Below are 26,299 nucleotides of genomic sequence, written 5' to 3' on the forward strand. Positions count from 1 at the left end.
GAACTATGGAAGATGCGACTAAGGCCTTAAATTACAATCTTCCACACTTTCGGGTCGAAGCTTTTCAAAGCGGCCATCTGTATCGGCGGCCGAATAAAGATTTAAGCGGTATGACTTCTAGTCGAGGTGTCTCTCACGGTAAAAAACTTCGCGACAAGTTGATGTTGGCTTTTCAGGCTGCTGCTGGAAATAATGGTTTTTATGATTCTGATATAAGTGAGAGCCGTCCAGCAATATACTTGGAGGTTTCAATTTCTGCAGAGTTTTCTATTCCAGATCTTAATTGGAATAGTCAGGATATACGATTTTCGGCATTAAGAGTGGCTGAAGATGGTGAGGTTGTCGGCGCTTTATATGTCCCCGAAGATGCAGTGGAGTTCCTAACTCTAAAGGTTCAGGAGTACGCTGAGGAGACAGTTGAGTCAGGTAAGGCAAAAAATGAGTTAAAGTTCGCACCAGTCGAGGATATCACAGTAGGTGATATCGAAAGTCTGTGGACTGACTCACGGTCTTTTCCTAGAGATATGACGAAACATTTGTGGTGGGAGTGTTGGTGCATATCTTCTAGATCAGAAAAGCTTCGCAGAATCGCCCGCAAGCTAAAATTGCGCATAAATGAAGCCGGTTTGAGTTTTCCAGATACAGAGGTCTTATTGGTTTATGCTAACCCACTCGAGATGAGTATACTAATCAGTAACACCGACGCAGTTGAAGAGTTACGAAAAGCAACAGATAATCCCTATTTTTTTACAAGATTAACTCCCTCGGAAAAGGAGAGTTGGGTTGCTGATTTAGTGGGGCGAGTGGTCCCTCCCTCCATTGACTGTCCGGCGGTATGTGTACTTGATAATGGGGTTAATCAAGGTCATCCTCTTCTTCAATGTGCTTTGGCGTTAGAAGATTGTCAGTCAATTCATTCTGACTGGGGAAGTGATGACCATGATGGTCATGGGACAAATATGGCCGGTACCGCTCTGTATGGCGATCTCACATTTGCTTTAGCGGATCAGCGGAATATTAGCTTAAATATACGATTAGAATCTGTAAAATTTATCCCTCCACCTAATTGGTCAAGAAACGAACCTTCCAGTTATGGCGTCATCACTCAGGCAGCTGTTGCTCTTGCGGAAACTCAGGCGTCTGGGCGAAAACGTGTATTTTGTATGGCTATCTCTAATGAGGATGTATCTGGTGAGCGGCCAACTACATGGAGCTCGGCAATTGATCAGATTTGCTCTGGATCTATGCTTGGTGAGTTAGATGGCGATCAATCAGGCCCGAAACGGTTATTCATTCTATCGGCAGGAAATGTCCCAGATTCATCGGATCCAGATGATGTCTCTGATCTTGATGAGTTTCCAATTGAGGACCCAGGACAGTCATGGAATGCTATTGCTGTTGGAGGTTTTACAGACAAAGTAGATCTGTCGGACCAACCCAAGATGGATGGCTGGGGAGTGCTAGCTGAGGTTGGCGGCCAGAGCCCATATAGTCGTATTAGTACAGACTGGCAGCACTCAAGAAGCCCGATAAAGCCTGAAATCGTATTTGAGGCAGGTAACAAAGCTATTAGCCCAGATGGGCGGGAGCTGCTATCTGGTGTGCCAGCACTTTCCATACTAACAACTGGAAAGAACCTCACAAAAAATCCGATTGAAGAATTTTGGGCGACGAGTTCTGCAACTGCTCAGGCTGCCGGATTAGCGGCAGAAATCATGGCGAGGTTTCCAGAGCTTTGGCCTGAAACTATAAGGGCTCTTATTATTCATAGTGCACAGTGGACTCCGGCAATGCTTGCCAAGCTCCGTGGGAAAACAAAAAAAGAATGCATTATGCTAGCGCGCCAGTTTGGGTATGGCGTACCGCAATTAGAACGCGCTCTCGCATCTGCACAAAATGATCTTGCGCTAATTTCCGAAACTTATATTCAACCATTCAAAAAAGAGCTAAATGATAAAGGCAGAGAGATCGGGTCGCCATCGTTTAACGAAGTGCATTATTACGATCTTCCTTGGCCAAAAGGCGAGCTTGAACGCTTGGAAAACCGAGAGGTTCAACTTAAGATTACGTTGTCATATTTTATAGAGCCTAGCCCTGGTGAGATGGCGCAGGTCATACCTGCCCGGTATCAGTCTTACGGTCTTCGTTTTGAGTTGAAGAGAAAATCAGATACTGATTCTGATTTCAAGCATAGAATAAATAAACTTGAAAAAGCGGAAATAAAGCCTCAACCAGCTGAAGTTGATAATAATTGGACTTTTGGGTCAAAAAGTATAGCTGCAGGTTCGGTGCACAGCGATGTTTGGATTGGTCACGCGATTGACTTGGCTGCTAGAGATAAAATCGCGGTTTATCCTGTGTCGGGATGGTGGCGTTATAGAACACATTTGAATAGACACCGATCTAAAGCCCGTTATAGCCTCATTATTTCAATTTCTTCTAAAGGCGAAGACGTGCAGTTATATGCTGAAATTGCTAATAAAATTGCGACTCATGTTGAGGCTGTGGTACCGATTGAAGCGAGCATTTAACACGCTATTTAAAATATTGATTTAGACTTAACTGTAAGCATTGGTATGTCTTTTGCTTTTGGCCGAGTCTGAAAGCAGTGGATGACCTATCAATGCAAAGGGCTTGAGCAGTGCCTGCTTGGAGTGGTAAGTGGTCCGAGCATAGACTGCGAAAAAGTTCTAACTTTGTGAGTTTTTAAGCTCAAAAATGGCCAATTGTATTGGAAACTTTATCCAAAAGGGGTAGCAGTTTGAGCGTGGAAAATATTGACCATGTCGCACGACAAGACCGCGCCATTGAAAATACTAAATCAGATGCATTGGAACGAGGCCCGTTTGTTGCTAGCTTGGTAAAAACCCTAGTTCACACTGAGTACACCGGCTCAGGCACTGTTGTGTCCCGCCGTGCGACCGGATTTGTCGTTGGGCTCACAGGAGAGTGGGGCTTAGGAAAATCCAGCGTGTTGAACCTTCTTGGGCTCCAGCTTAAACAGATGGAGCATGTGGTAGTGGCTACGCTGAATCCTTGGCTCTTCAAGGGGCGGGATGAATTGGTGGACGCTTATTTCAATAGTCTGCGGGAGGCTCTCGGACATAGCAAAACAGAAAAAACAAGAAGTTTGCTGAGACAGCTAGAGCGGTACAAGGCCTCGATTGAATATGTGGGCACAACGACTGCCAGCCTAATTGATGTGTTTGTCGGCGGCGGTACAGGCTCAAGTTTCTTTAAAAGATGGTTTCTTAAGTCGGTCAGCGCCTTAATCAAGCCAAAAGAGCTTTCTGCGAGCCAAGAACGAAAAAGCCTAGAGGCCAAACTCTCGGAGCAGAAAGTAGCTGTAGTAGTATTGATCGACGAACTTGATCGAGTAGAGGACGAAGAGGTACGGGCTGTCGCACAGCTTGTTAAAGCGGTAGGGGATATTAAAGGGATTTCTTATCTCGTAGCCTATGATCCTGATCGAGTGGCTCAGGCTCTAGGCAGGGGAGGCAGCCAAGAAGAAAGGCAAAAAGCTGGCGAGAGTTATCTTGAAAAAATTATCCAGTTTCCTATTCCTTTGCGTCCTTTGTTCGAAGACGACTCTCGTAGTCTGTTGCTCGATGCGATGAAAAATAACGGTATTGCTATGCCGTCAGTGGCACACCCATATCAGACTGAGATTTTCAACCAGTTGCTCAGGGCCGTTCGTACCCCGCGTGAAATCAAGCGTTTAATAGGTGCGTTTTCTGTGTTGGAAGAAATTGTGCGAGGCGAGATATGTCCTTTTGATGTACTCGCATACAGCTGGTTAACTACAAAAGCGCCTAGCATACGCCAGGGCATCTCAGATAGGATTCAGAGCCTGGTTAATGATCCAAGTGGCGCTGAGCAATTGAGACGGCAGCGATGGCGCCGCGACAATAGCGATAGAGTCGAAACTTTGGTGGATGTACTCGGGGCATCTGCAGAGAGCCATTTAGAGATGTTAGAACTGCTCTTTCCTCGTTTCAGTGATAGCCAACAGCGTCCTGCTGAAACGTTCGACGGTGAGAGGATCGCGAAACGTAGAAACCTAACCCGTCTGCTCTATTTGGGAAATCCGCCAACGCAGCTTTCAAGGGCTAATATAGAACGACTTTGGGTAATTAATGATCAGGATGTTCTTGTCAATGAGCTGAGATCGATGCAGCAAGTCGGTCGTCTTGAAACTCTATTAGATCGCGTCGGAGATCTATCATCTTTATTGTCCCGAAGTACCGACCAGGTTTTTTGGGGTGCTCTATCTAGGGTGCTGATGCGTGAGCATGATTGGATTTTAAGCGAAGAGGTCGAGCGAGGTTTCGTTGAGGATATTGGTTCAATTTTGTGGCGGATTGCTCATGCTGGTGAAGGTGGAGTTTTACGCTTTAAATTAATTATCGACGCTTTGATCGAGAGCGGAGATCTTTTGATTGTTCCCTGGATATTAAGAAGGCACCTGTTTGCTCACGGACTTACCTCGTATAGGCGCCAAGGGCTTGGCGATCAAATATATACTTTCAGCGAGACCATGGCGCTATGTGAGCGAGAGCTCCCTCGATACCGATCGGCTGTAATGGAAGGCATCGCGCTTCGGAGGCTGCCTGATACTGAGGCAATCTTCTGCATAATAAATAGCGACTATTGGGATGGCGATCTCAGGCAATGCTTTACCGATCAATTGGACACCCCGGAGGCTTTAATCTCTCTAGCCGCGCTCATACTGCCTCCAGGGCTCGTCTGCGATCGTAGTACTCTTGATTTGATGTTTGATGTCGATGTCGTTTTGGAGAGGACGAATATATTGTTTACCGAGACCGGCACGCCAGAAAACGAATGGCTCGCGACATCTATACGCCGTTTTCGTGCGGTCCTAGCAGGTAGTGATGTACCCGGTACTATTTTGGGGAGTGATTATAATAGCTAGGAGTCCTCTTAAAGTTTTACGGAGAATGATCTTGATTGGCCGGGTGCGGACTTATTTAGAATGCCGTCTGTAGGAGATATATTTAGCGAAGCGGAAGCCTTTGAGGATTCCGCCTCTGCATTATCCCTCCTTTCTTTTCATCTGATGATCAATGAAACCTAACTCTGCTTGAATTGCATCAATCGTGAGCCTCTCAACTTTAGTGTCTTTGTTTTCTCTTGCGTTGAGCTTTTTCATGCCAGCCATGCCGACAATTATCCCGTTTAAATGAAGCTTTCGAGCCTTTAGGTCATCAGGCATATTTGCGCTGTTCTGTGGTGGTTTGTTCATGGGGACACCCTTGGTATGCCCGAAACAGCCTGCCTTTCTCAGGCTGCTTCGGGGAAGGTTTGGGTTAGGCAGCCAAAAGGTCAAGCAGGCTGTGTTGGTGTGATCGATCTGCAAGTTCTCGGAAGGTCCAGCTTCCAAAGTTTTCACCTTGCTCAGGGATGTCCAGATTCAGCAGCGCAACCGGATCACGATTAATCAGTCTGCGCGCAGCCCACAACTTGCCGCCGGTCTCCAGCAGTGCTTTCGCGGTCTCATTCCATTGTTCCTCCAGCATAGTGTTCGCCAAGTGAGCCGCTTTGTTCTCGATCGTGGCGCGTTCTTTTTGTGCCTCTGTGATGTGCAGAGCAATTGTCACCAGCTCCTGCTCCAGCGCCGTGATGAGCAACTGTTGGCGGCGGTGGTGCTCAACCGCAGCCGTAAGGCTTTTCGCAGCCTTTTGGGCTTCCGCATTAGCGGCTTTCTCACCCTCCACATCGCCCCACGCTACCGCCTGCGCATATGCGGTGGCTGCGTCCGTTTCAGCTTGTCGCGCCTTTGCCATGTCTTCCTGATCGCTCTGGCGGACCTGTTGCAACCGGGTCTCGATGCTGTTGCGCTTTTCGTTGAGCTCCATCTCGTCGGCCTTCCAATTCGCGATCGCGCTGATGTAGCCCGCAGCCAAGCTCTCACGGTTAGCCAGTGCCTTGAGGCGATCGATCTTTTGATTCAGGCGGTGTATCTCAAAGCTTCGCGAGTCGATGCGTCTTTTGTGATCGTTGATTTCATCCTGCACAGCCCGTTGACGCCCTTGCTGGATAACCTCTGGGCTTTCCAGTTCCGTTTCGAAGGGCACCAGGTCAGCCTGAATGCTCTCCATTTCGAGGGTCAGTGTGTCGCGGCGGTCTTTCAGTTCTTGGATAGTGTTCATCTGTATTGTCTCTGGGCACTGCGGTTGATAGGGATGGTTGTCGAACGGCTGGCGAGGCCGGGAATGAGCCGGCGCTACCTCGATCAGCAGGCATGCCGTCAGGCGGCCCTGGCCTCGCCTTCATCCGTTCCTGGAACGGTCTTCACCACGTAGCAGCGTTGAGGTCCTAACCCGGGCAAGCGAATTAAGCTGTACGCCTTGCCGTCGCTTCCCGGCTCAAGCACGCCGCGTTGCAGCAACTCCTTGTTCACCGCACTGATATTCATGCCCTTGAAGATCTCGGCCCTCCAGGCTTCAGGCAGCACGTAGTAGGTGTTGGTGGTGTGCAGGGCGTCGCCCATGCCGTGTTCCATCGTCTTGCGAAAGCCCAGCCGATCAATCGTGCGTGGGCCGTGCTCATCGATCTTGGCGGCGGCGGACTCCCAGCGGGTAAAGCGGCTTTCTCCAAACCGCTCGATGACCTGGCGCAGTCGAGCCAAGATCGCATCACCCTCGAAGTTACCGCCGCCGCCGCGCTCTGCCAGCCATGCATGCAGGCACACCCTTGCGGCGGTCGTGGCCGTGCCGTCGGGCCAATCGGTCACTCCGAAGGCAGTCGCCAATTCTCCGGCCGCTGCCGCGAGGCCGAAGCGAAGGGCGGCGCGCTGGGCTTGTCCAGTGGCCGAAGCGGGCAGGTTTTGGCTGATGAACTGTTCTACCGTGCGGCGAACGATCACCGACCACCTGAGCATTTCGCCAGGCGCGCACAGTGCATGCAGAAAGGCGGTGAGGGGGGGGCGTGGTATTTGGCTACACGGGCCTTGAGCGCATCGGAGAGGGCAGCAGCATCCTCAAAAACCCTTCAACACATCGAACATACCGAGGCCTTTGCTCGCATCCGCCAGCACGACGAGCATGCGCACTTCCATGCACGCTTTCAGCTACCTATTGGCATCCGCCATGCGCTGCGCCCACGTCTTTTCGCCAGCCGAGCGCGGTGGGCCCACCAGATATGGCCTGTCATAGAAAGAATTTGTGCTGCAGCTGTGTGGTCTTGCCCTCGGAGCCGTCCCCGTAAATGGAGAAAACCTCCCGGCTAATACCCGAGCAGGTTCGGCACCGGGCCTGCAAAGACCGCTGAGACGATAATGCGCGTGTTCCTTGCCGCCGTTGGCGCCTTTGCGCTTCGCAGTGGATCACACCGGTCGATCTTCTTAAGAGCGACGATTAAAAGCCAGAAACAACAAAGCCCGCACAGGGCGGGCTTCGTTGGGGTTTCATAGACTGTCTGATACAGCCAGAAACTAGTATGTGGTGCACCCGGCGGGATTCGAACCCACGACCCCTGCCTTCGGAGGGCAGTACTCTATCCAGCTGAGCTACGGATGCTTGTGCGGGCGACATCATACCCATGTCGTCCTTGGGCGTCCATGCCGGTCTTTGGACGTTTAAGGGTGGGATTTTTCCGTACAGTGGCCCTGCGCCGGGCGCCAGCGGTCGGTGTGGCGGAACCGGTCCCGGTTACGCTGATCAGAAAGATTCGGCAAATGCGCGGTTTTCGTTCTTTTTTTCGAACAGACTATTGCCCTGTACCCCCATTGATCCTAGGATTCGTTTGAGATTTCAAACGCTCTGTCTCCCGTGCGCTCTTTCACTGATCCCGCGCGCTGGGGCTGATTTCCCTGACGGCAGCCCACAAGGCGCCTTTCAACAACTCTAATTCGCTCCGCGTGCGCGCGGTGCTGTTAAGGAAAGCCGACATGCAGCTCAAAGATACCCAGTTGTTCCGCCAGCAAGCCTTTATCGATGGCGCTTGGGTCGATGCGGACAACGGTCAGACCATCAAGGTCAACAACCCTGCCACGGGCGAAATCCTCGGTACCGTGCCGAAGATGGGCGCCGCTGAAACCCGCCGCGCCATCGAAGCCGCCGACAAGGCGCTGCCGGCCTGGCGCGCGCTGACTGCCAAGGAGCGCGCGAACAAGCTGCGCCGTTGGTTCGAACTGTTGATCGAAAACCAGGAAGACCTCGGTCGCCTGATGACCCTCGAGCAAGGCAAGCCGCTGGCTGAAGCCAAGGGCGAAATCGTCTACGCCGCCTCCTTTATCGAGTGGTTCGCCGAAGAAGCCAAGCGCATCTACGGTGATGTGATCCCCGGCCACCAGCCCGACAAGCGCCTGATCGTGATCAAGCAGCCGATCGGCGTGACCGCTGCAATCACCCCGTGGAACTTCCCTGCCGCGATGATCACCCGTAAAGCCGGCCCGGCCCTGGCCGCCGGTTGCACCATGGTGATCAAGCCGGCTTCGCAAACCCCGTTCTCGGCCCTGGCCCTGGTTGAGCTGGCGCACCGTGCCGGTATCCCTAAAGGCGTGTTGAGCGTGGTCACCGGCAGCGCCGGCGACATCGGCGGCGAGCTGACCAGCAACCCGATCGTGCGTAAATTGTCCTTCACCGGCTCGACTGAAATCGGTCGCCAGTTGATGGCCGAATGCGCCAAGGACATCAAGAAAGTCTCCCTGGAGCTGGGCGGCAACGCGCCATTTATCGTGTTCGACGACGCGGACCTGGACAAGGCCGTCGAAGGCGCGATCATCTCCAAGTACCGCAACAACGGCCAGACGTGCGTCTGCGCCAACCGCCTGTACATCCAGGATTCGGTCTACGACGCGTTCGCGGAAAAACTGAAGGTCGCAGTGGCCAAGTTGAAGATCGGCAACGGTCTGGAAGATGGCACCACTACCGGCCCGCTGATCGACGAAAAAGCCGTGGCCAAGGTTCAGGAGCATATTGCTGATGCCCTGAGCAAAGGCGCCAAGCTGCTGGCCGGTGGCAAGGTGATGGAAGGCAACTTCTTCGAGCCGACTATTCTGGTCGACGTGCCGAAAAACGCCGCTGTGGCGAAGGAAGAAACCTTCGGCCCATTGGCGCCGTTGTTCCGCTTCAAGGACGAAGCCGAAGTCATCGCGATGTCCAACGACACCGAGTTCGGCCTGGCTTCCTACTTCTACGCCCGCGACCTGGGCCGTGTGTTCCGTGTGGCTGAAGCCCTGGAATACGGCATGGTCGGCGTCAACACCGGGTTGATCTCCAACGAAGTGGCGCCGTTCGGCGGCATCAAGGCGTCGGGCCTGGGCCGTGAAGGCTCCAAGTACGGGATCGAGGATTACCTGGAAATCAAATACCTCTGCCTGGGCATCTAAGCCGGGAAGGGATCGCAGCAAACGCAAAGGGCACGAGAGCGCTGACCCTTTGCGTGTTTCAAAACGTTATTCGTAGTGGCCGGGAAAGCTGTGGCAGTCGATCATCGCATGCTGCCGTAGTTGCCTCCCCGCCACGTATTCCTTGAGCTAGGCCACCCGATGAGTGGCGAATGAGGACTTTATGAGCAAGACCAACGCTTCTTTGATGAAACGCCGCGAAGCCGCTGTACCGCGCGGTGTTGGCCAGATTCACCCGATCTTCGCCGAATCCGCGAAGAACGCCACCGTGACCGACGTTGAAGGTCGCGAGTTCATCGACTTCGCCGGCGGTATCGCCGTGCTGAACACCGGTCACGTGCACCCGAAAATCATCGCCGCCGTGACCGAGCAGCTGAACAAGCTGACCCACACTTGCTTCCAGGTACTGGCCTACGAGCCTTACGTGGAACTGTGCGAAAAAGTGAACGCCAAGGTCCCTGGTGATTTCGCCAAGAAAACCCTGCTGGTCACGACCGGTTCCGAAGCCGTAGAAAACGCCGTGAAAATCGCCCGTGCTGCCACTGGCCGTGCCGGCGTAATCGCGTTCACCGGCGCCTACCACGGTCGCACCATGATGACCCTGGGCCTGACCGGTAAAGTCGTGCCTTACTCCGCTGGCATGGGCCTGATGCCTGGCGGCGTGTTCCGCGCGCTGTACCCGAACGAGCTGCACGGCGTGAGCGTCGACGACTCCATCGCCAGCATCGAACGCATCTTCAAGAACGATGCCGAGCCGCGTGATATCGCCGCGATCATCATTGAGCCGGTACAGGGCGAAGGCGGTTTCTACGTCGCGCCTAAAGCCTTCATGAAGCGCCTGCGCGAACTGTGCGACAAGCACGGCATCCTGCTGATCGCCGACGAAGTGCAAACCGGTGCCGGCCGTACCGGGACCTTCTTCGCCATGGAACAGATGGGCGTTGCTGCCGACCTGACCACCTTCGCCAAATCCATCGCTGGCGGCTTCCCGCTCGCCGGTGTGTGCGGCAAGGCCGAGTACATGGACGCCATCGCCCCAGGCGGCCTGGGCGGCACTTATGCCGGTAGCCCGATCGCTTGCGCCGCGGCCCTGGCCGTAATGGAAGTGTTTGAAGAAGAGCACCTGCTGGACCGCTGCAAAGCTGTCGGCGAGCGCTTGGTGTCTGGCCTCAAAGCCATTCAAGCCAAGTACCCGGTGATCGGCGAAGTGCGTGCCCTGGGCGCGATGATCGCAGTCGAGCTGTTCGAAGACGGCGACAGCCACAAGCCAAACGCTGCCGCTGTTGCCTCGGTGGTTGCCAAGGCGCGTGACAAGGGCCTGATCCTGCTGTCCTGCGGTACCTACGGCAACGTATTGCGCGTACTGGTCCCGCTGACCTCGCCGGACGAGCAGTTGGACAAAGGCTTGGCGATTATCGAAGAGTGCTTCTCCGAGTTGTAATCACAAGCTGCTCTGATCGACAGAAAAAACCCGCCTCGGCGGGTTTTTTTGTGCCCATTGCGGCACATTCAGGTGTTGTTCATTGTACGTAGGTGCCTGCATTGTCTAAGGTGCAAGCATTGCCGATGGAGCGTGCAGATGACTGCTGTTGATTTACCCGCTGTACCCCGAGTGTTGATCGCCGAGGCAGACCCCTGGTCACGGGATCTGCTCAAGCAAGTGTTACTGACTGTGCGCTGTGACGCACGGTTGGACGTGTGTGCCGATGGGCAGCAAGCGGCCACGCTGCTGCGCGAAAAGGCCTACGACCTGATCCTGGCGGATTGGGAGCTGCCCGGCATAGATGGGCTGAGCTTGTTGCGTAGCGTGCGCCAGAAGCGCCGTACGCCGGCCTTGCCGTTTATTCTACTGAGCAGTCGCAATGACAGCGCCAGCGTGCGCGAAGCCTTGCCCCTGGCGCCCACCGCCTATCTGACCAAACCGTTGAACATGGAAGGCCTGACCCAGCGCCTGCAAGACCTGCTGCTCAACGAAGGCGAGAGCGTGTATTGCGAGATTCCGCCGTTGGCGCCCGGCATGACCTTGCCTGTCTTCCTTGAGCGCCGCCGTGATGCCTGCGATGGCGCGCCATTACGCGTAGACGTCAAGGCGGCCGTGCAGCACAGCCTCGGCGCCGACGGCCTGGACCTCAAGCGCCTGGAAGACCAGGTGCGCATGGACCCGCAAATCACTGCCGTGCTGATCGCCGCTGCCAACAGCGCCGGCCACCACGGCACGCCGGTACAGACCCTGCCTGCGGCGTTGCACAAGCTGGTGGCCGGGCAGAGCATGAACTTGATCCTGGGGTTGGCCCTCAAGCACAACGTGGTGCTGGGCGACCCCGCGCTGGTGGCCTATGCCGAGCGCCACTGGCAACTCTCGCAGGACACTGCCGACTACGCCCGACGCCTGGCGCGCATGCTGGAGCTGGATCACGAGCGCTGCTACACCGCCGGCATCCTGCATCGGCTGGGCGATCTGGCCTTGTTGCGCTGCCTGGAAGACTGGCGACAGGGCGGTGGTGCGCTGGATGACGAAGCGATTGGTGAGTCGCTGTATGCCTTCGGCGCCGCCTATGGCTCGGCGCTGCGTGCACGCTGGCGTTTGCCGCTGGAGCTGCGTCAATTGATTGCGGCGATCTATTCCCTGGAAGGCGGAGTGTATGCGCGGGACGCGCTGGTGGTGAACCTGGCCGCGCAAATGGCGCGGTTGACCGAGCATGAAGGGCTGGAAGCTCTGGCCGCGAGCAAGACTGCTCGGTTGCTCAAGGTGGGCCTGTCCGAACTGACCCGAGTGCGCAAATCCTGAAGCCTGCGCCCCCTCTGTAGGAGCCGGCTTGCCGGCGATAGCCGTGGTAACTGACACACCGAAATCGCCAGCCAAGCCGGCGCCTACAGTTGATCGGGGTTAGCCCGCGATCACGCGGTTCTTGCCCAGGCGCTTGGCCTCGTACATGGCGGCATCGGCGCGGGCGAACAGGCTGTCCAGGGTCGAGTCTTCCTCTTTGAGGCTGGCCAGGCCCTGGCTGATCGTCACGCTGAAGGCCTGGCCTTCATAGCTGAAGCTCAGCTCCTGAATCTCCCTGCCCAGACGCTCGGCCACTTGCAGCGCCATTTCCGGTGCGCAGCCTGGCAGTACGGCGGCGAATTCCTCGCCGCCAATGCGCCCGAACAAGTCGCCACGGCGCAATACACCGCGACCGCTTTCGGCGATACGCCTGAGCACCTGATCGCCTTCCAGGTGGCCGTAGGTGTCGTTGACGTCCTTGAAATCATCGATGTCCAGCAGCAGGAAAGCCAGCGGCGCACCCTGGGCACAGGCGCTGTCGAAGGCCTGGTTGGCGCACTCGAAGAAGTGCCGGCGGTTGCTGCTCTGCGTCAGCACGTCGGTGGTGGCGAGGCGATGCAGCTCCAGTTCCATCTGCTTCTTTTCAGTAATGTCCTCGGCCATGCCCACCACGATCACCGGTTCGCCGGGCTCGACCTGCTGGTTGATGTAGCACTTGTCGCTCAGCCAGCGGATCTGGCCGTCTGCGGTGATGATGCGGTACTCGCGGTCCTCCACGGCACCTTGCTCCAGCACGCGGGCCATGCTGTGCTCGGCGTAGTCGAGGTCTTCGGGATGGATGCTGTTGCGCCATTCCCGATGGTCGGCCAGCAGCAGGCCGGCGGAACGGCCGAAAATACGCTCGTAGGCCGGACTCACGTACAGCACGCGGCGCGTTTCCCAATCGATGGCCCACAGCACGGCGTTGACGCTGACCAGCAGCGAACTCAGCAACTGCTCGCGCTCACTCAGCCGCTCGACTTCACCCTGGGCATGCATCAGCGCCAGCAGGGTCGCCGCCGCTGCTGGGCGAGGATGCTCAGCAGTGGGGGCGTCGTGTAAGTAGGACTTTTCGTGAACCATCGGCACAACTCTCTCTGGGCGCGCCGCAGGATGGAGCAGCGGTCACTACAAGGGGCCACCATGATGGCGAAGTGTTCATTGAGAGAGGGGATTTGCAGTGAAGTTCCGTCAACTGGACCGATTGACGGTGACCGAGAAATGACGCCAAAAAGCTGATTGGCGGGAGGGAAGGCCCTCCCGCCGCACTCTCAGACGGCTGCAGGACGCAGTGAGTAGGTCTTCAATTGGTGGGCAAAATCGCGCAGGGATTGGATGCCGCTGGCCTCGGCTTCATGCACCCATTCCTTGATGGCTGCGAGCATATCGTGGCCATTGGAGCTGGTCTTGAGCCAGATCTGTTGCAGTGCCAGGCGCTTTTCGTAGATCACCTGGAGGGCATGGCTGTGCTCCAGCATGCTCTGGATGCGCACGTGGTGGCGGTCATCCAGCAAGCTGGTCTCGCGGGACAGCAGGCGCTTGGCGCGATGGAACTGGTGGCGCACCGAGTGATCGACCTTTTCCAGCTCCTGCTTGACCAGCGGGCCAATCACCAACTTGCGGTACTGGGCCATGATCTGGAAGCGGTTGTTGAGGATCGCCATGGCGGTGTCCATGTCCAGGTGGCCCTTGCCCTCGACGCGGTGCGCGATCGGCGCGACACGCTGCACCTTGGCCAGGCGCAGGAAGCTGAACACTTTGATCCACGCCCAGCCGAGGTCGAACTCCCACTTCTTCACCGACAACTTCGCCGAATTGGGGTAGGTGTGGTGGTTGTTGTGCAGTTCTTCGCCGCCGACGATGATGCCCCACGGCACCAGGTTGGTGGCGGCGTCACGGCATTCGAAGTTGCGATAGCCCACGGCATGCCCCAGGCCGTTGATCACGCCGGCGGCCCAGAACGGGATCCACATCATCTGGATCGCCCAGATGGTGATGCCGATGGTGCCGAACAGCAGCAGGTCGATCACGCCCATGATCGCCACGCCCAGCAGCGGGTAGGGCGTGTAGATCTTGCGCTCGATCCAGTCGTCCGGGCAGTTCTTGCCGTAGATGCGCAGGGTTTCAGGGTTTTCTGCCTCGGCGCGGTACAGCTCGGCGCCTTTGCGCAATACGGTGGACAGGCCCTTGATCACCGGGCTGTGCGGGTCATCGACGGTTTCGCACTTGGCGTGGTGCTTGCGGTGGATAGCGGTCCACTCGCGGGTGTTCTGCGCCGTGGTCAGCCACAGCCAGAAGCGGAAGAAGTGTTTCAGGCCAGCATTGAGTTCCAGGGAACGGTGGGCTGAATAGCGGTGCAGATAGACGGTGACCGCGACGATGGTCACGTGGGTCATCAACAGAGTGACTGCCACCAGTTGCCAGGCTGACAAGTCAAGAAAACCGTTGTACCACATAGGCTGTATGGCCCTCAGAAAAAGAAAAGAACAGCTCACGCATTATCACTAAGCCTACAGAGAAAACCAGCAGCCCTTTCAGATAGGAGTGACTGGATGTTTCTTATTCTATAATCCGCAGCCTTTGTAGGGCGATTGTGTTTTTTGGGTAAGGATTACTGACCATATGCTGTTTTCATACCGAGGTGCCCTGCGTGCAGGGCTGGTATACCTGCTGGTTTCCATTGCGTGGCTCCAGCTCAGCAACCATTTATTGATCAACTTTCTCGATGAACCGCGGGAGTTGGGGCGCTGGCTGCAGGTGCGCGGGTACGTGTGGGTGGCCTTGAGCGCACTGGCCATCTACCTGATGTGCGCGCGATTTGCCCGCGCGCATCAGTTGCAGCAGCCACTCAAGGAAAACCGCGAACGCCTGCGCCAGGCCGCCGCAGTGTTTGATTGCACCCGTGAAGGCGTGCTGGTGACCGATGCCCAGGGGCTGATCGTGCACGTCAACCGGGCCTTCATGGAGATCACCGGCTATCGGCGCGAAGACGTCATGGGCCAGCAGCCCAGCCTGTTCAAGTCCGGACGCCATTCGTCGCATTTTTACCAGCAGATGTTCCAGAGCCTGGAACGCACCGGCGAATGGAGCGGTGAAATCTGGAACCGGCGCAAAAGCGGTGAAATTTATCCACAGTGGCAAACCATCCGTGTGATCCACGATGACCAGGGCCGCGTCAGCCATTACGTCGCGGTGTTTTCCGACATCAGTGCCATCAAGGATTCCGAGCACGAACTGGCCCACCTGGCCCATCACGACCCGCTGACCGACCTGCCCAACCGCCTGCTGTTCACCGACCGCGCCGAGCAGGCGCTGGCCTCGGCGCAACTGCACAAGCGCGGCTGCGCCCTGCTGCTGATGGACCTCGACCACTTCAAGATCATCAATGACAGCCTGGGCCACAATGTCGGCGACCAATTGCTCAAGCTGGTCGGCGAGCGGCTGCAGGGCCTGTTCGGGCCCGGCGTGACCCTGGCGCGGCTAGGCGGGGATGAGTTCGCCGTACTCGCGGAAAGCTGTCCGCAGGTGGTCCAGGCGGCCGCATTGGCGCAGCGCATGCTGGAGGCGATGAAGCAGCCGTTCATTTTCGACGGTCACCAATTGTTTATCAGCGCGAGTATTGGCATCAGCCTGTTCCCCAATGACGCCCTGAGCGCCGAACAGCTGCTGCGCAACGCCGACTCCGCGTTGTTCAAGGCCAAGAGCGCCGGGCGTGAAGGCTACGCGTTGTACACCGAAGAACTCACCGCCCATGCGCAGAACCGTGTGGAAATCGCCAGTGAGCTGCGGCGTGCCCTCGACCAGCAGGAACTGCGCGTGTACTACCAGCCGGTCCACGATCTGCACACCAGCCGGCTGATCGGCGTCGAGGCGCTGGTGCGCTGGCAACACCCGGAACGCGGGTTGGTGCCGCCGGGCGAATTCATCCCCATCGCCGAGCGCACCGGGCTGATTGCCGACATCGATGGCTGGGTGATGCACCAGGCCTGTCGGCAGATGTGCCAGTGGCTGGCCGAGGGTACGCCGTTGAGCTTTATCGCGATCAATGTGTCCAGCCGCTTGTTTGCCCGGCGCGAACTGTACGAGCAGGTCGCCCAGGTGCTGCATCAAACCGGCCTCGACCCGGCCTTTCTGGAGCTGGAAGTCACCGAAAGCGCGGTGATGGACGACCCTGAAGTGGCCTTGGAACAACTGCATCGCCTGCGTGAGCTGGGCTTGCGCCTGGCCATCGACGACTTCGGGACCGGCTATTCCTCGCTGCTGCGGCTCAAGCGCCTGCCGGTGCAGAAGCTCAAGATCGACCAGGGCTTTGTCGCCGGGCTGCCGTGGGACGAGGATGACGCGGCGATTGTGCGTGTGGTGATCGCCCTGGCGAAGAGCATGGGCATGCAAGTGCACGCCGAGGGGATCGAGCAGGTGGAGCAGGCACGGTTTCTGTTGGAGCAGGCGTGCGACCTGGGGCAGGGTTACTGGTTCGGGCGGCCGATGCCGGCGCAGGAGATTGATTGGGCAAGGGCCCCTGCCATTCGTTAGGCACACCGCGGTCAATGTCCGGGCGGAGCTTGCCGGCGATGAGGAACTGTCAGGCGAAATATTCGCCGCCTGACACACCGCCATCGCGGGCGAGCCCGGCTCCCACAGGGTTCAGCGGCGCCTGTGCGTCAGTATTTTCATGGCCAAAGTCCTCGCAACCCCGCGCCCCACCAGAAAATTCTTTCTGGTTATATAAACATTCTTAAATAGTATTTTTAAGAATATCCCTGCTTATCTACTATCGCCCTCACGCCGCAAGCAGTGCCGCCACTGCGAGGCACTATTCATTTCAGGAGCGAGACCATGAGCGCATCTCTACGTAGCGTCGACGGCCAGGACGAAGCAGCCATTTTGCGTGAGATCCAGAGCGCCCTGCGCGATCTGCGGTTTGGCGCGGTGGAAATTACTGTGCACAACGCCCAAGTGGTACAGATCGAACGCAAAGAAAAATTCCGTTTGCAGAACCCGGGTAACAAACCGAGCTAAGCAAAAACGGCGATTCGCATGCTAGACCCGCAACTATAAGAAAAAGCCAACACCCAAGAATTTCAGGAGCCTTCTATGTCGTCGATTCGCCGTTATGCCCTGGCCGCCCTGGCCAGTGCCGTGTTTGCCGGTTCCGCTGTTGCCAAGGACTACGAGTTGCTCAACGTCTCGTACGACCCGACCCGTGAGCTGTACCAGGACTACAACGCTGAGTTCACCAACTTCTGGAAACAGTCCCACCCAGGTGACAACGTCAAGATCCAGCAATCCCACGGTGGCTCGGGCAAGCAAGGCCGGGCAGTGATCGACGGCCTGCGCGCCGACGTAGTGACCCTGGCCCTGGCCGGCGACATCGACGAAATCGCCAAGTTGGGCAAGACCCTGCCGGAAAACTGGCAGACCCGCCTGCCGGACGCCAGCACCCCGTACACCTCGACCATCGTGTTCCTGGTGCGCAAGGGCAACCCTAAAGGCATCAAGGATTGGGGCGACCTGATCAAGAAAGACGTTTCGGTGATCACCCCGAACCCGAAAACCTCCGGCGGTGCGCGCTGGAACTTCCTCGCCGCCTGGGCCTACGGCCTGAAATCCGGTGGCAGCGAAGCCAAGGCGCAGGAGTACGTGAAAGAGCTGTTCAAGCACGTGCCGATCCTCGACACCGGCGCCCGTGGCTCGACCATCACCTTCGTCAACAACGGTCAGGGTGACGTGTTGCTGGCCTGGGAAAACGAAGCGTTCCTGGCCCTGAAAGAAGACGGCGGCGCCGACAAGTTCGACATCGTCGTGCCTTCCCTGTCGATCCTCGCGGAGCCGCCAGTGGCCGTGGTTGACAAGAACGCCGAGAAAAAGGGCAATACCGAGATCGCGACCGAATACCTCAAGCACCTGTACAGCCCGGCTGGCCAGGAGATTGCGGCGAAGAACTTCTACCGCCCACGCGATGCAAAAGTTGCCGCCAAATACGCCCAGCAGTTCCCGAAACTGGACCTGGTGACTATCGACAAAGACTTCGGCGGCTGGAAAACTGCCCAACCGAAATTCTTCAATGACGGTGGCGTGTTCGACCAGATCTACACGGCGCAGTAAGCCAAACTACCGGTAGGAGCCCGCCTCTCGGCGAGAGCTGGGCTTGTGTGGGAGCTGGCTTGCCTGCGATAGCGTCACCCCGGTGCGACTGATACACCGAGGTGCCTGCATCGCGGGCAAGCCCGGCTCCCACACAAGCGCCAGCTCCTGCAGGAAGCGCGCTCCTACAGTGGTATCTACCCGCTAACCAAGGACTCTTATGTCGCGTCGTATTTCCCCCGTCATACCCGGCTTCGGGCTGACGCTGGGCTACACCGTGGTGTACCTCAGCCTGATCGTACTCATCCCCCTCGCGGCGATGTTTGTACACGCCGCTCAACTCACTTGGGATCAGTTCTGGAACATCATTTCCGCACCGCGCGTGCTGGCGGCGTTGAAACTGAGCTTCAGCACCGCGCTGTATGCCGCGCTGATCAATGGCGTGATCGGCACGCTGCTGGCCTGGGTGCTGGTGCGCTACACCTTCCCCGGACGCAAGATCATCGATGCGATGATCGACCTGCCGTTCGCCCTGCCCACCGCCGTGGCCGGTATCGCGCTGACGGCGCTGTACACGCCGACCGGCCTGGTCGGCCAGTTCGCCACTGACCTGGGCTTCAAGATCGCCTACACCCCGCTGGGCATCACCCTGGCGCTGACGTTCGTCACCCTGCCGTTCGTGGTGCGCACCGTGCAGCCGGTACTCGCCGATATCCCCCGGGAAATCGAAGAAGCCGCCGCCTGCCTGGGCGCCAAACCGCTGCAAGTGTTCCGCTACATCCTCGTGCCCGCGCTGCTGCCTGCCTGGCTGACCGGTTTCGCCCTGGCCTTTGCCCGTGGCGTCGGCGAGTACGGCTCGGTGATTTTCATCGCCGGCAACATGCCGATGAAAACCGAGATCCTGCCGCTGCTGATCATGGTCAAGCTCGACCAGTACGACTACCACGGCGCCACGTCCATCGGTGTGCTGATGCTGGTGGTTTCCTTTATTTTGCTGCTGCTGATCAACTTGCTGCAGCGTCGCATCGAACACCCATAAGGAGGCGCGGAACATGTCCCAATCGTCTATTTCCGCCGCGTCCTCGGCCAACGCTGCCCGTCGTGGCAGCGCGGTGTCGCGACGCATCCTGATCAGCCTCGGCTGGCTGGTGTTCTTCCTGTTCCTGCTGTTGCCGCTGTTTATCGTGGTGTCCCAGGGGTTGAAGAATGGCCTCGGCGCGTTCTTCACCGCGATCCTCGAACCCGACGCGCTGTCGGCGCTGAAACTCACGGTCATCGCCGTGGTGATTTCGGTGCCGCTCAACGTGGTGTTCGGGGTCAGCGCCGCGTGGTGCGTGAGCAAGTACTCGTTCCGTGGCAAAAGCATCCTGGTCACGCTGATCGACCTGCCGTTCTCGGTCTCGCCGGTGATCGCGGGCCTGGTCTATGTGCTGATGTTCGGCGCCCAGGGCTTCTTCGGCCCATGGCTGCAAGACCATGACATCCAGATCGTGTTCGCCTTGCCCGGCATCGTGCTCGCGACCATTTTTGTCACCGTGCCCTTCGTTGCGCGTGAATTGATCCCGCTGATGCAGGAGCAGGGCACCCAGGAAGAAGAGGCCGCGCGCCTGCTCGGTGCCAACGGCTGGCAGATGTTCTGGCATGTCACCGTGCCGAACATCAAATGGGGCCTGATCTACGGCGTGGTGCTGTGTACCGCACGGGCCATGGGTGAGTTCGGCGCAGTGTCGGTGGTGTCCGGCCACATTCGCGGCGTGACCAACACCCTGCCGCTGCACGTCGAGATTCTCTACAACGAATACAACCACGTCGCTGCGTTTGCGGTGGCGAGTCTGTTGCTGATCCTGGCGCTCTTCATCCTGCTGCTCAAGCAGTGGAGCGAGAACCGTATTAATCGCCTGCGTGCCAGTGCGGCTGAGGAATAAGTCATGTCGATCGAAGTCCGTAATGTCAGCAAGAATTTCAACGCCTTCAAGGCCCTGAACAGCATCAATCTGGACATCCAGAGTGGCGAGCTGGTGGCGTTGCTTGGCCCGTCCGGCTGCGGCAAGACCACCTTGCTGCGCATCATTGCCGGCCTGGAAACCCCGGATGACGGCAGCATCGTGTTCCACGGTGAAGACGTCTCCGGCCACGATGTGCGTGATCGCAACGTCGGTTTTGTGTTCCAGCACTACGCGCTGTTCCGCCACATGACGGTGTTCGACAACGTCGCCTTCGGCCTGCGCATGAAGCCGAAAAACCAGCGCCCGAGCGAAAGCCAGATCGCGGTCAAGGTGCATGAGCTGTTGAACATGGTGCAGCTGGACTGGCTGTCGGATCGCTACCCGGAGCAACTCTCCGGTGGCCAGCGCCAGCGTATCGCCCTGGCCCGCGCCCTGGCGGTGGAACCGAAAGTGCTGCTGCTGGACGAACCTTTCGGCGCTCTCGACGCCAAGGTGCGTAAAGAGCTGCGCCGCTGGCTGGCGCGCCTGCACGAAGACATCAACCTGACCTCGGTGTTCGTGACCCACGACCAGGAAGAGGCGATGGAAGTCGCCGACCGTATCGTGGTGATGAACAAGGGTGTGATCGAGCAGATCGGCTCACCGGGCGAAGTGTATGAAAACCCGGCCAGCGATTTCGTTTACCACTTCCTCGGCGACTCCAACCGCCTGCACCTGGGGGAAGACAAGCACGTGTTGTTCCGCCCGCATGAAGTGTCGCTGTCGCGGCATGAACTCGAAGATCACCATGCGGCTGAAGTGCGCGACATTCGCCCGCTCGGCGCTACCACGCGGGTGACCTTGAAGGTGGAAGGCCAGAGCGAGCTGATCGAAGCTGAAGTGGTCAAGGATCACGACAGCCTGACCGGCTTGGCGCGCGGTGAAACGTTGTTCTTCAAGCCCAAGGTCTGGCAAAAAGCCTGAGTCTTCAAACACCGCAAAACTCACTGTGGGAGCGGGCTTGCTCGCGAATGCGGTCTATCAGTACCCCATGTACTGACTGACACACTGCATTCGCGAGCAAGCCCGCTCCCACATTCAGGCCTCGCCAGGCTTTATATCCCGGCGCACCACCGGCCCCGACCGCTCTTCAATCTCCTGCTTGAGCCCCTGCCGCAGCCCCAGCCAAAACGCCAGTTCCGCGACCACAAACAGCGGCCCCACAATCAGCCCCGAGACGTCATCTACAAACGCCGGCTTCCTGCCCTCGTAATAGTGGCCGACAAACTGAATCACCCAGCCCACCACGAACATCCCAATACCGCTGCTGAGCCACACCAGCGTGCTTTGCGCCGCCAGCACATGCCCGGCCCACACGGATAAACCCATCAGTACCGTCATCAGCACACCCAGTGCCAGTTCCAGGCGCAGGTAAAACCACGCCGAAAACAGCGCGACAAGCACCGCCGGCGACAGCCGCAGGCTGCCCACCGCCCACTCTGGACGTGACAGCAGCACGGCCACGGCCACCACGATCAACGGGATACCGATAAAGTGGCTGGCAATATTGCGCGGGTCGCGGTGGTAGGCAGCGTATTGACTGAGGTGGTCGACGAGGCTTTTCATTGTTGTTCCTCCTGTAGGATGTTTGATCATGCCCTGTCCGCCTGTGACTAACTGTCAGCTGGGCGACAATCTTCGGAGTTCGCATGGACGTAGAGCAATGGCGCTCCCGGTTGGCCACCGGTCACTGGTTCAGCCACCTGCCCGCACCGTTTCAGCATAGCCTGCTGGCGCATGCCCGGTTGCGCCAGCTGGCGCCGGGGCAGTACCTGTTCAAGCGCGGTGATCCGCCCTGTGGCCTGTATGCGGTGCTCGAGGGCACGCTGCGGGTGAGTGCGGTGAATGAGCACGGCAAGGAGGCAGTGTTGAGCCTGGTGGAGCTGCCCTACTGGTTCGGCGAAATCTGCCTGTTCGACGGTTTGCCGCGCACCCACGACGCCTGCGCTGTCGGGCCGTGCACGCTGTTGCAGGTGCCGCAGCAGGCGCTGTTGAAAGTCCTCGATGAAAATCCCCGCTACTGGCGCGACCTCGCATTGCTGATGAGCCAGAAGCTGCGCCTGAGCTTTATCGGCCTGGAGCAACTGAGCCTGATGCCAGCCTCGGTGCGCCTGGCCCATCGCTTGTTGATGATCGTCGAGGGTTATGGCGATATCGAGCACTCCAGGCGCGTGCTGCAATTGCCCCAGGAAGACCTCGCGGCGATGTTGAGCCTGTCGCGCCAGACCACCAACGCCTTGCTCAAGGACCTGCAAGCCCAGGGCGTCGTGCGCCTGGGGTACGGCGAGATCGAAATCCTCGACGCCCGGCGGCTGCGGGAGGCGGCGCAGACCTGAGGGTGGTAGCCTGCACACCTGATCAATCGAGGTGTGTTATGCGCGTGCTGTTAGTGGAACATGAATCCGAAGAGGCACAGCGGATGGCCCAGGGCTTGAACGAGGCGGGCTACAGCGTGGAAGTCGCCGCCAACGGCATGGCGGCGCAGCGTTTTGTCGAAAGCACCGAGTACGACCTGGTGATCCTGGACGTGATGCTGCCCGGCCTGAATGCCTGGAAATTGCAGCAGGCGATCCGGCAGAAGGGCGCCACGCCGCTGCTGTTCCTGACCACGCCAGGCGGGATTGAAGACCGCCTGCGCGGCCTGGAGCTGCATGAAGATGATTACCTGCTCAAGCCGTTCGAGAGCAAGGCGTTGGTGGCGCGGGTGAAAAAGCTGCTTCGGCGGGACCGGAGCCGGCAACTCTAGTGCCTGAACCGTTGCTATCGCAGGCAAGCCAGCTCCCACATTGGAAAGTGTTCACCGATCAAAAAGTGGGCGCCGGGCTTGCCCGCGATGAGGTGTTGAAGGATCAGGGTAGGGGGTGTCTGGTCCATCGCTTTCGCGAGCAAGCCCGCTCCCACATTTGGAATGCATTCCCCTGTGGGAGCGGGCTTGCTCGCGAAGGGGCCATCACACACACCACAGATTTACTTAGCGCAAGCCATCCCGAAACTGCCCCGGCGTCATCCCCGTCCAACGCTTGAACGCGCGGTTGAAGCTGCTGGTATCGGCAAAGCCGAGCAAATGACTGATCTCGGCCAGTGAGCACTGCAGGTCGCGCAGGTGCAGCAAGGCCAGGTTCTGCCGGCATTCATTGAGCAGTGCATCAAACCGGCAACCCTCATCCGCCAGGTGCCGCTGCAGGCTGCGCAGGCTCAAGTGCAAGGCCTGGGCAACGCGTTCGGCACTCGGTTCGCCGTCGGGCAATTGCGCCTCGATGGTCGCACGGACCTTGCGCTCCCAGGTCAGCGGTTGCAGCTGCGCGAGGGTGCGCTTGAGTACGGTTTCGTTGTGCTCGGCCAGTTCCGGGTTGGCGTCGTCCAGATGGCTGTCGAAATCGTGCGCGGCGAATTCAATACGGTCTTCCTCGGCGGCAAAGAACACCGGTGCGCGAAAGACCGTGTGCCAAGGCGTGGGATCGGCCGGTGGCGGTCGGCGCAGGTACACCGCCAACGGTGCATAGTCGCGGCCCAGGCGGTTGCGGCAGGTGCGCACATAGATCGCGGCAAACGCGTCGATGGCTTCCAGCGCCGGCGCCGGGCTGCCGGGCGGTTGCAGCAGGCGAAAACGGTAACGCTCGCCGTCGCCGCTCAGCTCAAGCGCGAGGGCATCGCTGACCACCTGGTGATAGCGCACGATGCGCTCGAACACCTCGCGCAGGCTGCCGCTGGCCACCAGGGCATACCCCAGCGCATGAAACGTGGTGGGGCTGACGAACCGCGACACCCGCAGCCCAATCGCCGGATCGCCGCTGGCCTGCACCGCCAGTTCCCACAACCGCGTGGTGGCTGACAGCGGGTAGCGCGCATTCGGGTCGTCCATCTGCTGCGGGTCGAGCCCGGCCTCGGTGCACAGTGCGGCGCTGTCGAGGCCCAGGGCGTCGAGCTGCTTGCGCAGGGCGCGGGTCCAGCTGGCGAGGGACGTGGGTTCGGTCATGACGATTGGCGCTTGCGGTCAACAGGTTGGCGTGTGCGGCTAGCGTCCGGCAAGAGGGCTTGGTGCAGGATGTAGCCATCAATGAACAAGAGGATGGAAGCATGGACGGTACTTCTGCAAGTCCCCAGCAGATGAACGCACAACAACGCTCGGCGCATATCCGTGAAGTGGTGCTCGCCGAAGGCGTCCGGTTGCGCCGGCAGCACCCCTGGCTGCTGCATCAGGACGCGTTGGGCGCGGGCATCCTGGCCTTTGCGCTGCTCGGCATGGTCGGTTCGGCGGCGCTGTACATCACCGGGCATATGGCCTGGTGGGTGTGCCTGCTGCTCAATGCCTTCCTGGCCTCACTGACCCATGAGCTGGAACACGACCTGATCCACAGCATGTACTTTCGCAAGCAACGCCTGCCCCACAACCTGATGATGGGCCTGGTGTGGCTGGCGCGGCCGAGCACGATCAACCCGTGGATCCGCCGGCATCTGCACCTCAACCATCACAAGGTGTCGGGCACCGAGACCGATATGGAAGAACGCGCGATCACCAACGGCGAGCCCTGGGGCATCGCGCGGCTGCTGATGGTCGGGGACAACATCATGTCGGCGTTCATCCGCATGCTGCGCGCCAAGACCTGGAAGCACAAACTCAGCATCCTCAAGCGCTCATTGCTGGTGTACGCGCCGTTGGCGCTGCTGCATTGGGGTGCCTGGTACGTCTTCCTCGGCTTTCATGCCGCCAACGGCATCGCCAGCGTGATGGGCACGCCCATCGACTGGTCGGCCAGCACTGTGCAGATGATGCAGGTCATCGATATCGCCGCCGTGGTGATCATCGGCCCCAACGTGCTGCGCACCTTTTGCCTGCACTTTGTCAGTTCCAACATGCACTACTACGGCGATGTGGAGCTGGGCAACGTGATCGAGCAAACCCAGGTGTTGAACCCTTGGTGGCTGTGGCCGTTGCAGGCGTTCTGCTTCAACTTCGGCAGCACCCACGGCATCCACCACTTTGTGGTGAAGGAGCCGTTTTATATCCGCCAGATGACGGCCAAGGTGGCACATAAAGTCATGGCCGAGATGGGCGTGCGCTTCAATGATTTCGGGACGTTTGCGCGGGCCAATCGGCTTGGCTTTCCACCGCCAGCAGCGTCTCGATCAGCGCCTTCGCCGCAGGCGACAAGCGCACCCCAGCGCGGCTGATCACGCCGCAGCGGTTGCTCAGGCTGTCGAGGGCGTGGGGCAGGTTGCGCCAGTGCAATACGCGCAATTCACCGCGGGCAAAGGCGTCGACGAAGGCTTCTTCGGCGCCCAGGCCAATGGCGTCCGACTGGCGCACGATGCTGGCCAGCGCGGCAAACTGCTCGAGTTCGATGGCGGGCGCAAAGTCGACGCGCCCACTGAGGTTGGCCAACAGCTTGCGAATGCCGGGCGCGATCAGCGGCGTGGCCAGCGGGTAGCCGAACAGGTCGTTGGTGGACAGGCTGTCCTTGGCCAGCAGCGGGTGCCCGTCGCGGCAGAAAAACGCACTGCGGCGCGGCGTCAGGGCCTGGGTCTGGAAATTTGGGTCGGCTTCGAAATGGCGCACATCGGCAATAAAGAATTCGATCTCTTCGCGGTTCAGGCTGCGCCCGAGCTTTTCCCAGTTATCCACCTGCAGCGCGGTGCGCACCTTGGGGTAGGTGGTGATAAAGCGCGCCATGGCCTGGGGCACCAGGTTCACCGCTGCCACGGCGTCACTGCCCAAGCGCACTTCACCGGCGTCGAGCTTGGTCATGCGCGTGACCTCATGGCTGAGCAGCGCCGCGCCTTGCACCAGGCTCAACGCGTGTTGCAGCACCACCTGGCCTTCCGGGGTCGGGCGCAAGTCTTTGTTGGCGCGATCCACCAGCACGCAGCCGAACTCCTGCTCCAGGCCCTGGATGCTGCGGCTGAAGGCCGGCTGGGTGATACCCATGGCATCCGCCGCGCGCACGAAACTGCGGTGCTCGTTGAGCGCGATGAAGTAGCGCAGTTGGCGAAGATCCATGGTGTGCCCGGCATCCTGTAGGAGAACCGGGATTTTAAGGCGGCTGCTTATTCCGT

The 26,299-nt window shown here is 58.5% G+C and carries 21 protein-coding genes, 1 tRNA gene and 1 pseudogene; 14 read left to right on the forward strand and 9 right to left on the reverse strand.

The window, feature by feature from the left end; translation table 11 throughout:
• The first annotated feature begins 5 nt into the window (after positions 1-5).
• Positions 6-2,531 (forward strand): S8 family peptidase, encoded by a 2,526-nt coding sequence (locus BBG20_RS31510; protein ID WP_083221303.1) that lies wholly within the window; start codon positions 6-8, stop codon positions 2,529-2,531.
• Between the two features lie 236 nt (positions 2,532-2,767).
• Positions 2,768-4,933 (forward strand): KAP family NTPase, encoded by a 2,166-nt coding sequence (locus tag BBG20_RS01100; protein ID WP_065899540.1) that lies wholly within the window; start codon positions 2,768-2,770, stop codon positions 4,931-4,933.
• Positions 4,934-5,053: 120 nt separating this feature from the next.
• Here BBG20_RS01100 and BBG20_RS01105 read toward each other — a convergent pair whose 3' ends face one another.
• The 4 genes and pseudogenes from BBG20_RS01105 to BBG20_RS01120 all read right to left on the reverse strand — a co-directional run bounded on the left by BBG20_RS01105 (position 5,054) and on the right by BBG20_RS01120 (position 7,538).
• Positions 5,054-5,263, reverse strand: coding sequence for a hypothetical protein (locus BBG20_RS01105; protein ID WP_065899541.1), 210 nt, complete (start codon positions 5,261-5,263; stop codon positions 5,054-5,056).
• Positions 5,264-5,327: 64 nt separating this feature from the next.
• Positions 5,328-6,170 carry a coiled-coil domain-containing protein gene (locus BBG20_RS01110; protein WP_065899542.1) on the reverse strand — a complete coding sequence of 281 codons (843 nt, stop codon included), beginning with the start codon at positions 6,168-6,170 and terminating at the stop codon, positions 5,328-5,330.
• Between the two features lie 98 nt (positions 6,171-6,268).
• A pseudogene (locus BBG20_RS01115) lies at positions 6,269-7,141 on the reverse strand (DUF927 domain-containing protein); the annotation flags it as partial.
• Positions 7,142-7,461: 320 nt separating this feature from the next.
• Positions 7,462-7,538, reverse strand: a tRNA-Arg gene (locus BBG20_RS01120).
• A gap of 371 nt (positions 7,539-7,909) precedes the next feature.
• Between BBG20_RS01120 and gabD the strand changes: the two genes are divergently transcribed.
• The 3 genes from gabD to BBG20_RS01135 all read left to right on the forward strand — a co-directional run bounded on the left by gabD (position 7,910) and on the right by BBG20_RS01135 (position 12,158).
• Complete coding sequence (gabD, locus tag BBG20_RS01125; RefSeq protein WP_058426343.1) at positions 7,910-9,352, forward strand: NADP-dependent succinate-semialdehyde dehydrogenase; 1,443 nt, start codon at positions 7,910-7,912, stop codon at positions 9,350-9,352.
• A 181-nt stretch (positions 9,353-9,533) separates the two neighbouring features.
• Positions 9,534-10,811 carry a 4-aminobutyrate--2-oxoglutarate transaminase gene (gene gabT / locus BBG20_RS01130; RefSeq protein WP_065899543.1) on the forward strand — a complete coding sequence of 426 codons (1,278 nt, stop codon included), beginning with the start codon at positions 9,534-9,536 and terminating at the stop codon, positions 10,809-10,811.
• Between the two features lie 138 nt (positions 10,812-10,949).
• A complete protein-coding gene (locus BBG20_RS01135; protein ID WP_065899544.1) occupies positions 10,950-12,158 on the forward strand; it encodes an HDOD domain-containing protein in 1,209 nt (402 codons plus the stop codon).
• Between the two features lie 99 nt (positions 12,159-12,257).
• Here the strand turns inward: BBG20_RS01135 and BBG20_RS01140 are convergent, their stop codons facing one another.
• Both BBG20_RS01140 and desA read right to left on the reverse strand, forming a co-directional pair.
• Positions 12,258-13,259, reverse strand: a complete 1,002-nt coding sequence (locus tag BBG20_RS01140) for a sensor domain-containing diguanylate cyclase (protein ID WP_065899545.1) — start codon at positions 13,257-13,259, stop codon at positions 12,258-12,260.
• Positions 13,260-13,447: 188 nt separating this feature from the next.
• The gene (gene desA, locus BBG20_RS01145; protein ID WP_065899546.1) at positions 13,448-14,632 is read right to left on the reverse strand and encodes a delta-9 fatty acid desaturase DesA; all 1,185 of its coding nucleotides are present in this window, start codon (positions 14,630-14,632) and stop codon (positions 13,448-13,450) included.
• Between the two features lie 166 nt (positions 14,633-14,798).
• On the opposite strand from desA, the gene dibA reads away from it, so the two are divergent.
• The 6 genes from dibA (at position 14,799) to BBG20_RS01175 (ending at position 21,169) form a co-directional block, all read left to right on the forward strand.
• On the forward strand, positions 14,799-16,709 hold the full coding sequence (gene dibA / locus BBG20_RS01150) for a phosphodiesterase DibA (RefSeq protein ID WP_065899547.1): 1,911 nt from the start codon (positions 14,799-14,801) through the stop codon (positions 16,707-16,709).
• Between the two features lie 303 nt (positions 16,710-17,012).
• Positions 17,013-17,195, forward strand: a complete 183-nt coding sequence (oscA, locus tag BBG20_RS01155) for a sulfur starvation response protein OscA (protein ID WP_003170956.1) — start codon at positions 17,013-17,015, stop codon at positions 17,193-17,195.
• 75 nt (positions 17,196-17,270) lie between these two features.
• A complete protein-coding gene (locus BBG20_RS01160) occupies positions 17,271-18,281 on the forward strand; it encodes a sulfate ABC transporter substrate-binding protein (RefSeq protein ID WP_053137687.1) in 1,011 nt (336 codons plus the stop codon).
• A 199-nt stretch (positions 18,282-18,480) separates the two neighbouring features.
• Positions 18,481-19,299, forward strand: coding sequence for a sulfate ABC transporter permease subunit CysT (gene cysT, locus BBG20_RS01165; RefSeq protein ID WP_065899548.1), 819 nt, complete (start codon positions 18,481-18,483; stop codon positions 19,297-19,299).
• 13 nt (positions 19,300-19,312) lie between these two features.
• Positions 19,313-20,185, forward strand: coding sequence for a sulfate ABC transporter permease subunit CysW (cysW, locus tag BBG20_RS01170; RefSeq protein ID WP_065899549.1), 873 nt, complete (start codon positions 19,313-19,315; stop codon positions 20,183-20,185).
• A gap of 3 nt (positions 20,186-20,188) precedes the next feature.
• Positions 20,189-21,169: a sulfate/molybdate ABC transporter ATP-binding protein gene (locus BBG20_RS01175; protein ID WP_065899550.1), complete on the forward strand. Its 981-nt coding sequence runs from the start codon at positions 20,189-20,191 to the stop codon at positions 21,167-21,169.
• A 114-nt stretch (positions 21,170-21,283) separates the two neighbouring features.
• On the opposite strand, the gene BBG20_RS01180 is transcribed toward BBG20_RS01175, so the two are convergent.
• Positions 21,284-21,811 (reverse strand): Mpo1 family 2-hydroxy fatty acid dioxygenase, encoded by a 528-nt coding sequence (locus tag BBG20_RS01180; RefSeq protein ID WP_065899551.1) that lies wholly within the window; start codon positions 21,809-21,811, stop codon positions 21,284-21,286.
• An 83-nt stretch (positions 21,812-21,894) separates the two neighbouring features.
• Between BBG20_RS01180 and BBG20_RS01185 the strand changes: the two genes are divergently transcribed.
• Both BBG20_RS01185 and BBG20_RS01190 read left to right on the forward strand, forming a co-directional pair.
• Positions 21,895-22,581 carry a Crp/Fnr family transcriptional regulator gene (locus BBG20_RS01185; RefSeq protein ID WP_065899552.1) on the forward strand — a complete coding sequence of 229 codons (687 nt, stop codon included), beginning with the start codon at positions 21,895-21,897 and terminating at the stop codon, positions 22,579-22,581.
• 38 nt (positions 22,582-22,619) lie between these two features.
• The gene (locus BBG20_RS01190) at positions 22,620-22,991 is read left to right on the forward strand and encodes a response regulator (protein WP_065899553.1); all 372 of its coding nucleotides are present in this window, start codon (positions 22,620-22,622) and stop codon (positions 22,989-22,991) included.
• Between the two features lie 225 nt (positions 22,992-23,216).
• Here the strand turns inward: BBG20_RS01190 and BBG20_RS01195 are convergent, their stop codons facing one another.
• Entirely contained in the window at positions 23,217-24,221 is a 1,005-nt protein-coding gene (locus BBG20_RS01195; RefSeq protein WP_065899554.1) for an AraC family transcriptional regulator, read from the reverse strand.
• Positions 24,222-24,322: 101 nt separating this feature from the next.
• On the opposite strand from BBG20_RS01195, the gene BBG20_RS01200 reads away from it, so the two are divergent.
• Positions 24,323-25,417 (forward strand): fatty acid desaturase, encoded by a 1,095-nt coding sequence (locus tag BBG20_RS01200; protein ID WP_065899555.1) that lies wholly within the window; start codon positions 24,323-24,325, stop codon positions 25,415-25,417.
• On the opposite strand, the gene BBG20_RS31515 is transcribed toward BBG20_RS01200, so the two are convergent.
• Complete coding sequence (locus BBG20_RS31515; RefSeq protein WP_083221306.1) at positions 25,308-26,243, reverse strand: LysR family transcriptional regulator; 936 nt, start codon at positions 26,241-26,243, stop codon at positions 25,308-25,310. The genes BBG20_RS01200 and BBG20_RS31515 overlap by 110 nt on opposite strands.
• Positions 26,244-26,299: the final 56 nt, after the last annotated feature.

Origin of the sequence: Pseudomonas aylmerensis (assembly GCF_001702265.1) — a bacterium.
Taxonomy (GTDB): Bacteria; Pseudomonadota; Gammaproteobacteria; order Pseudomonadales; family Pseudomonadaceae; genus Aquipseudomonas; species Aquipseudomonas aylmerensis.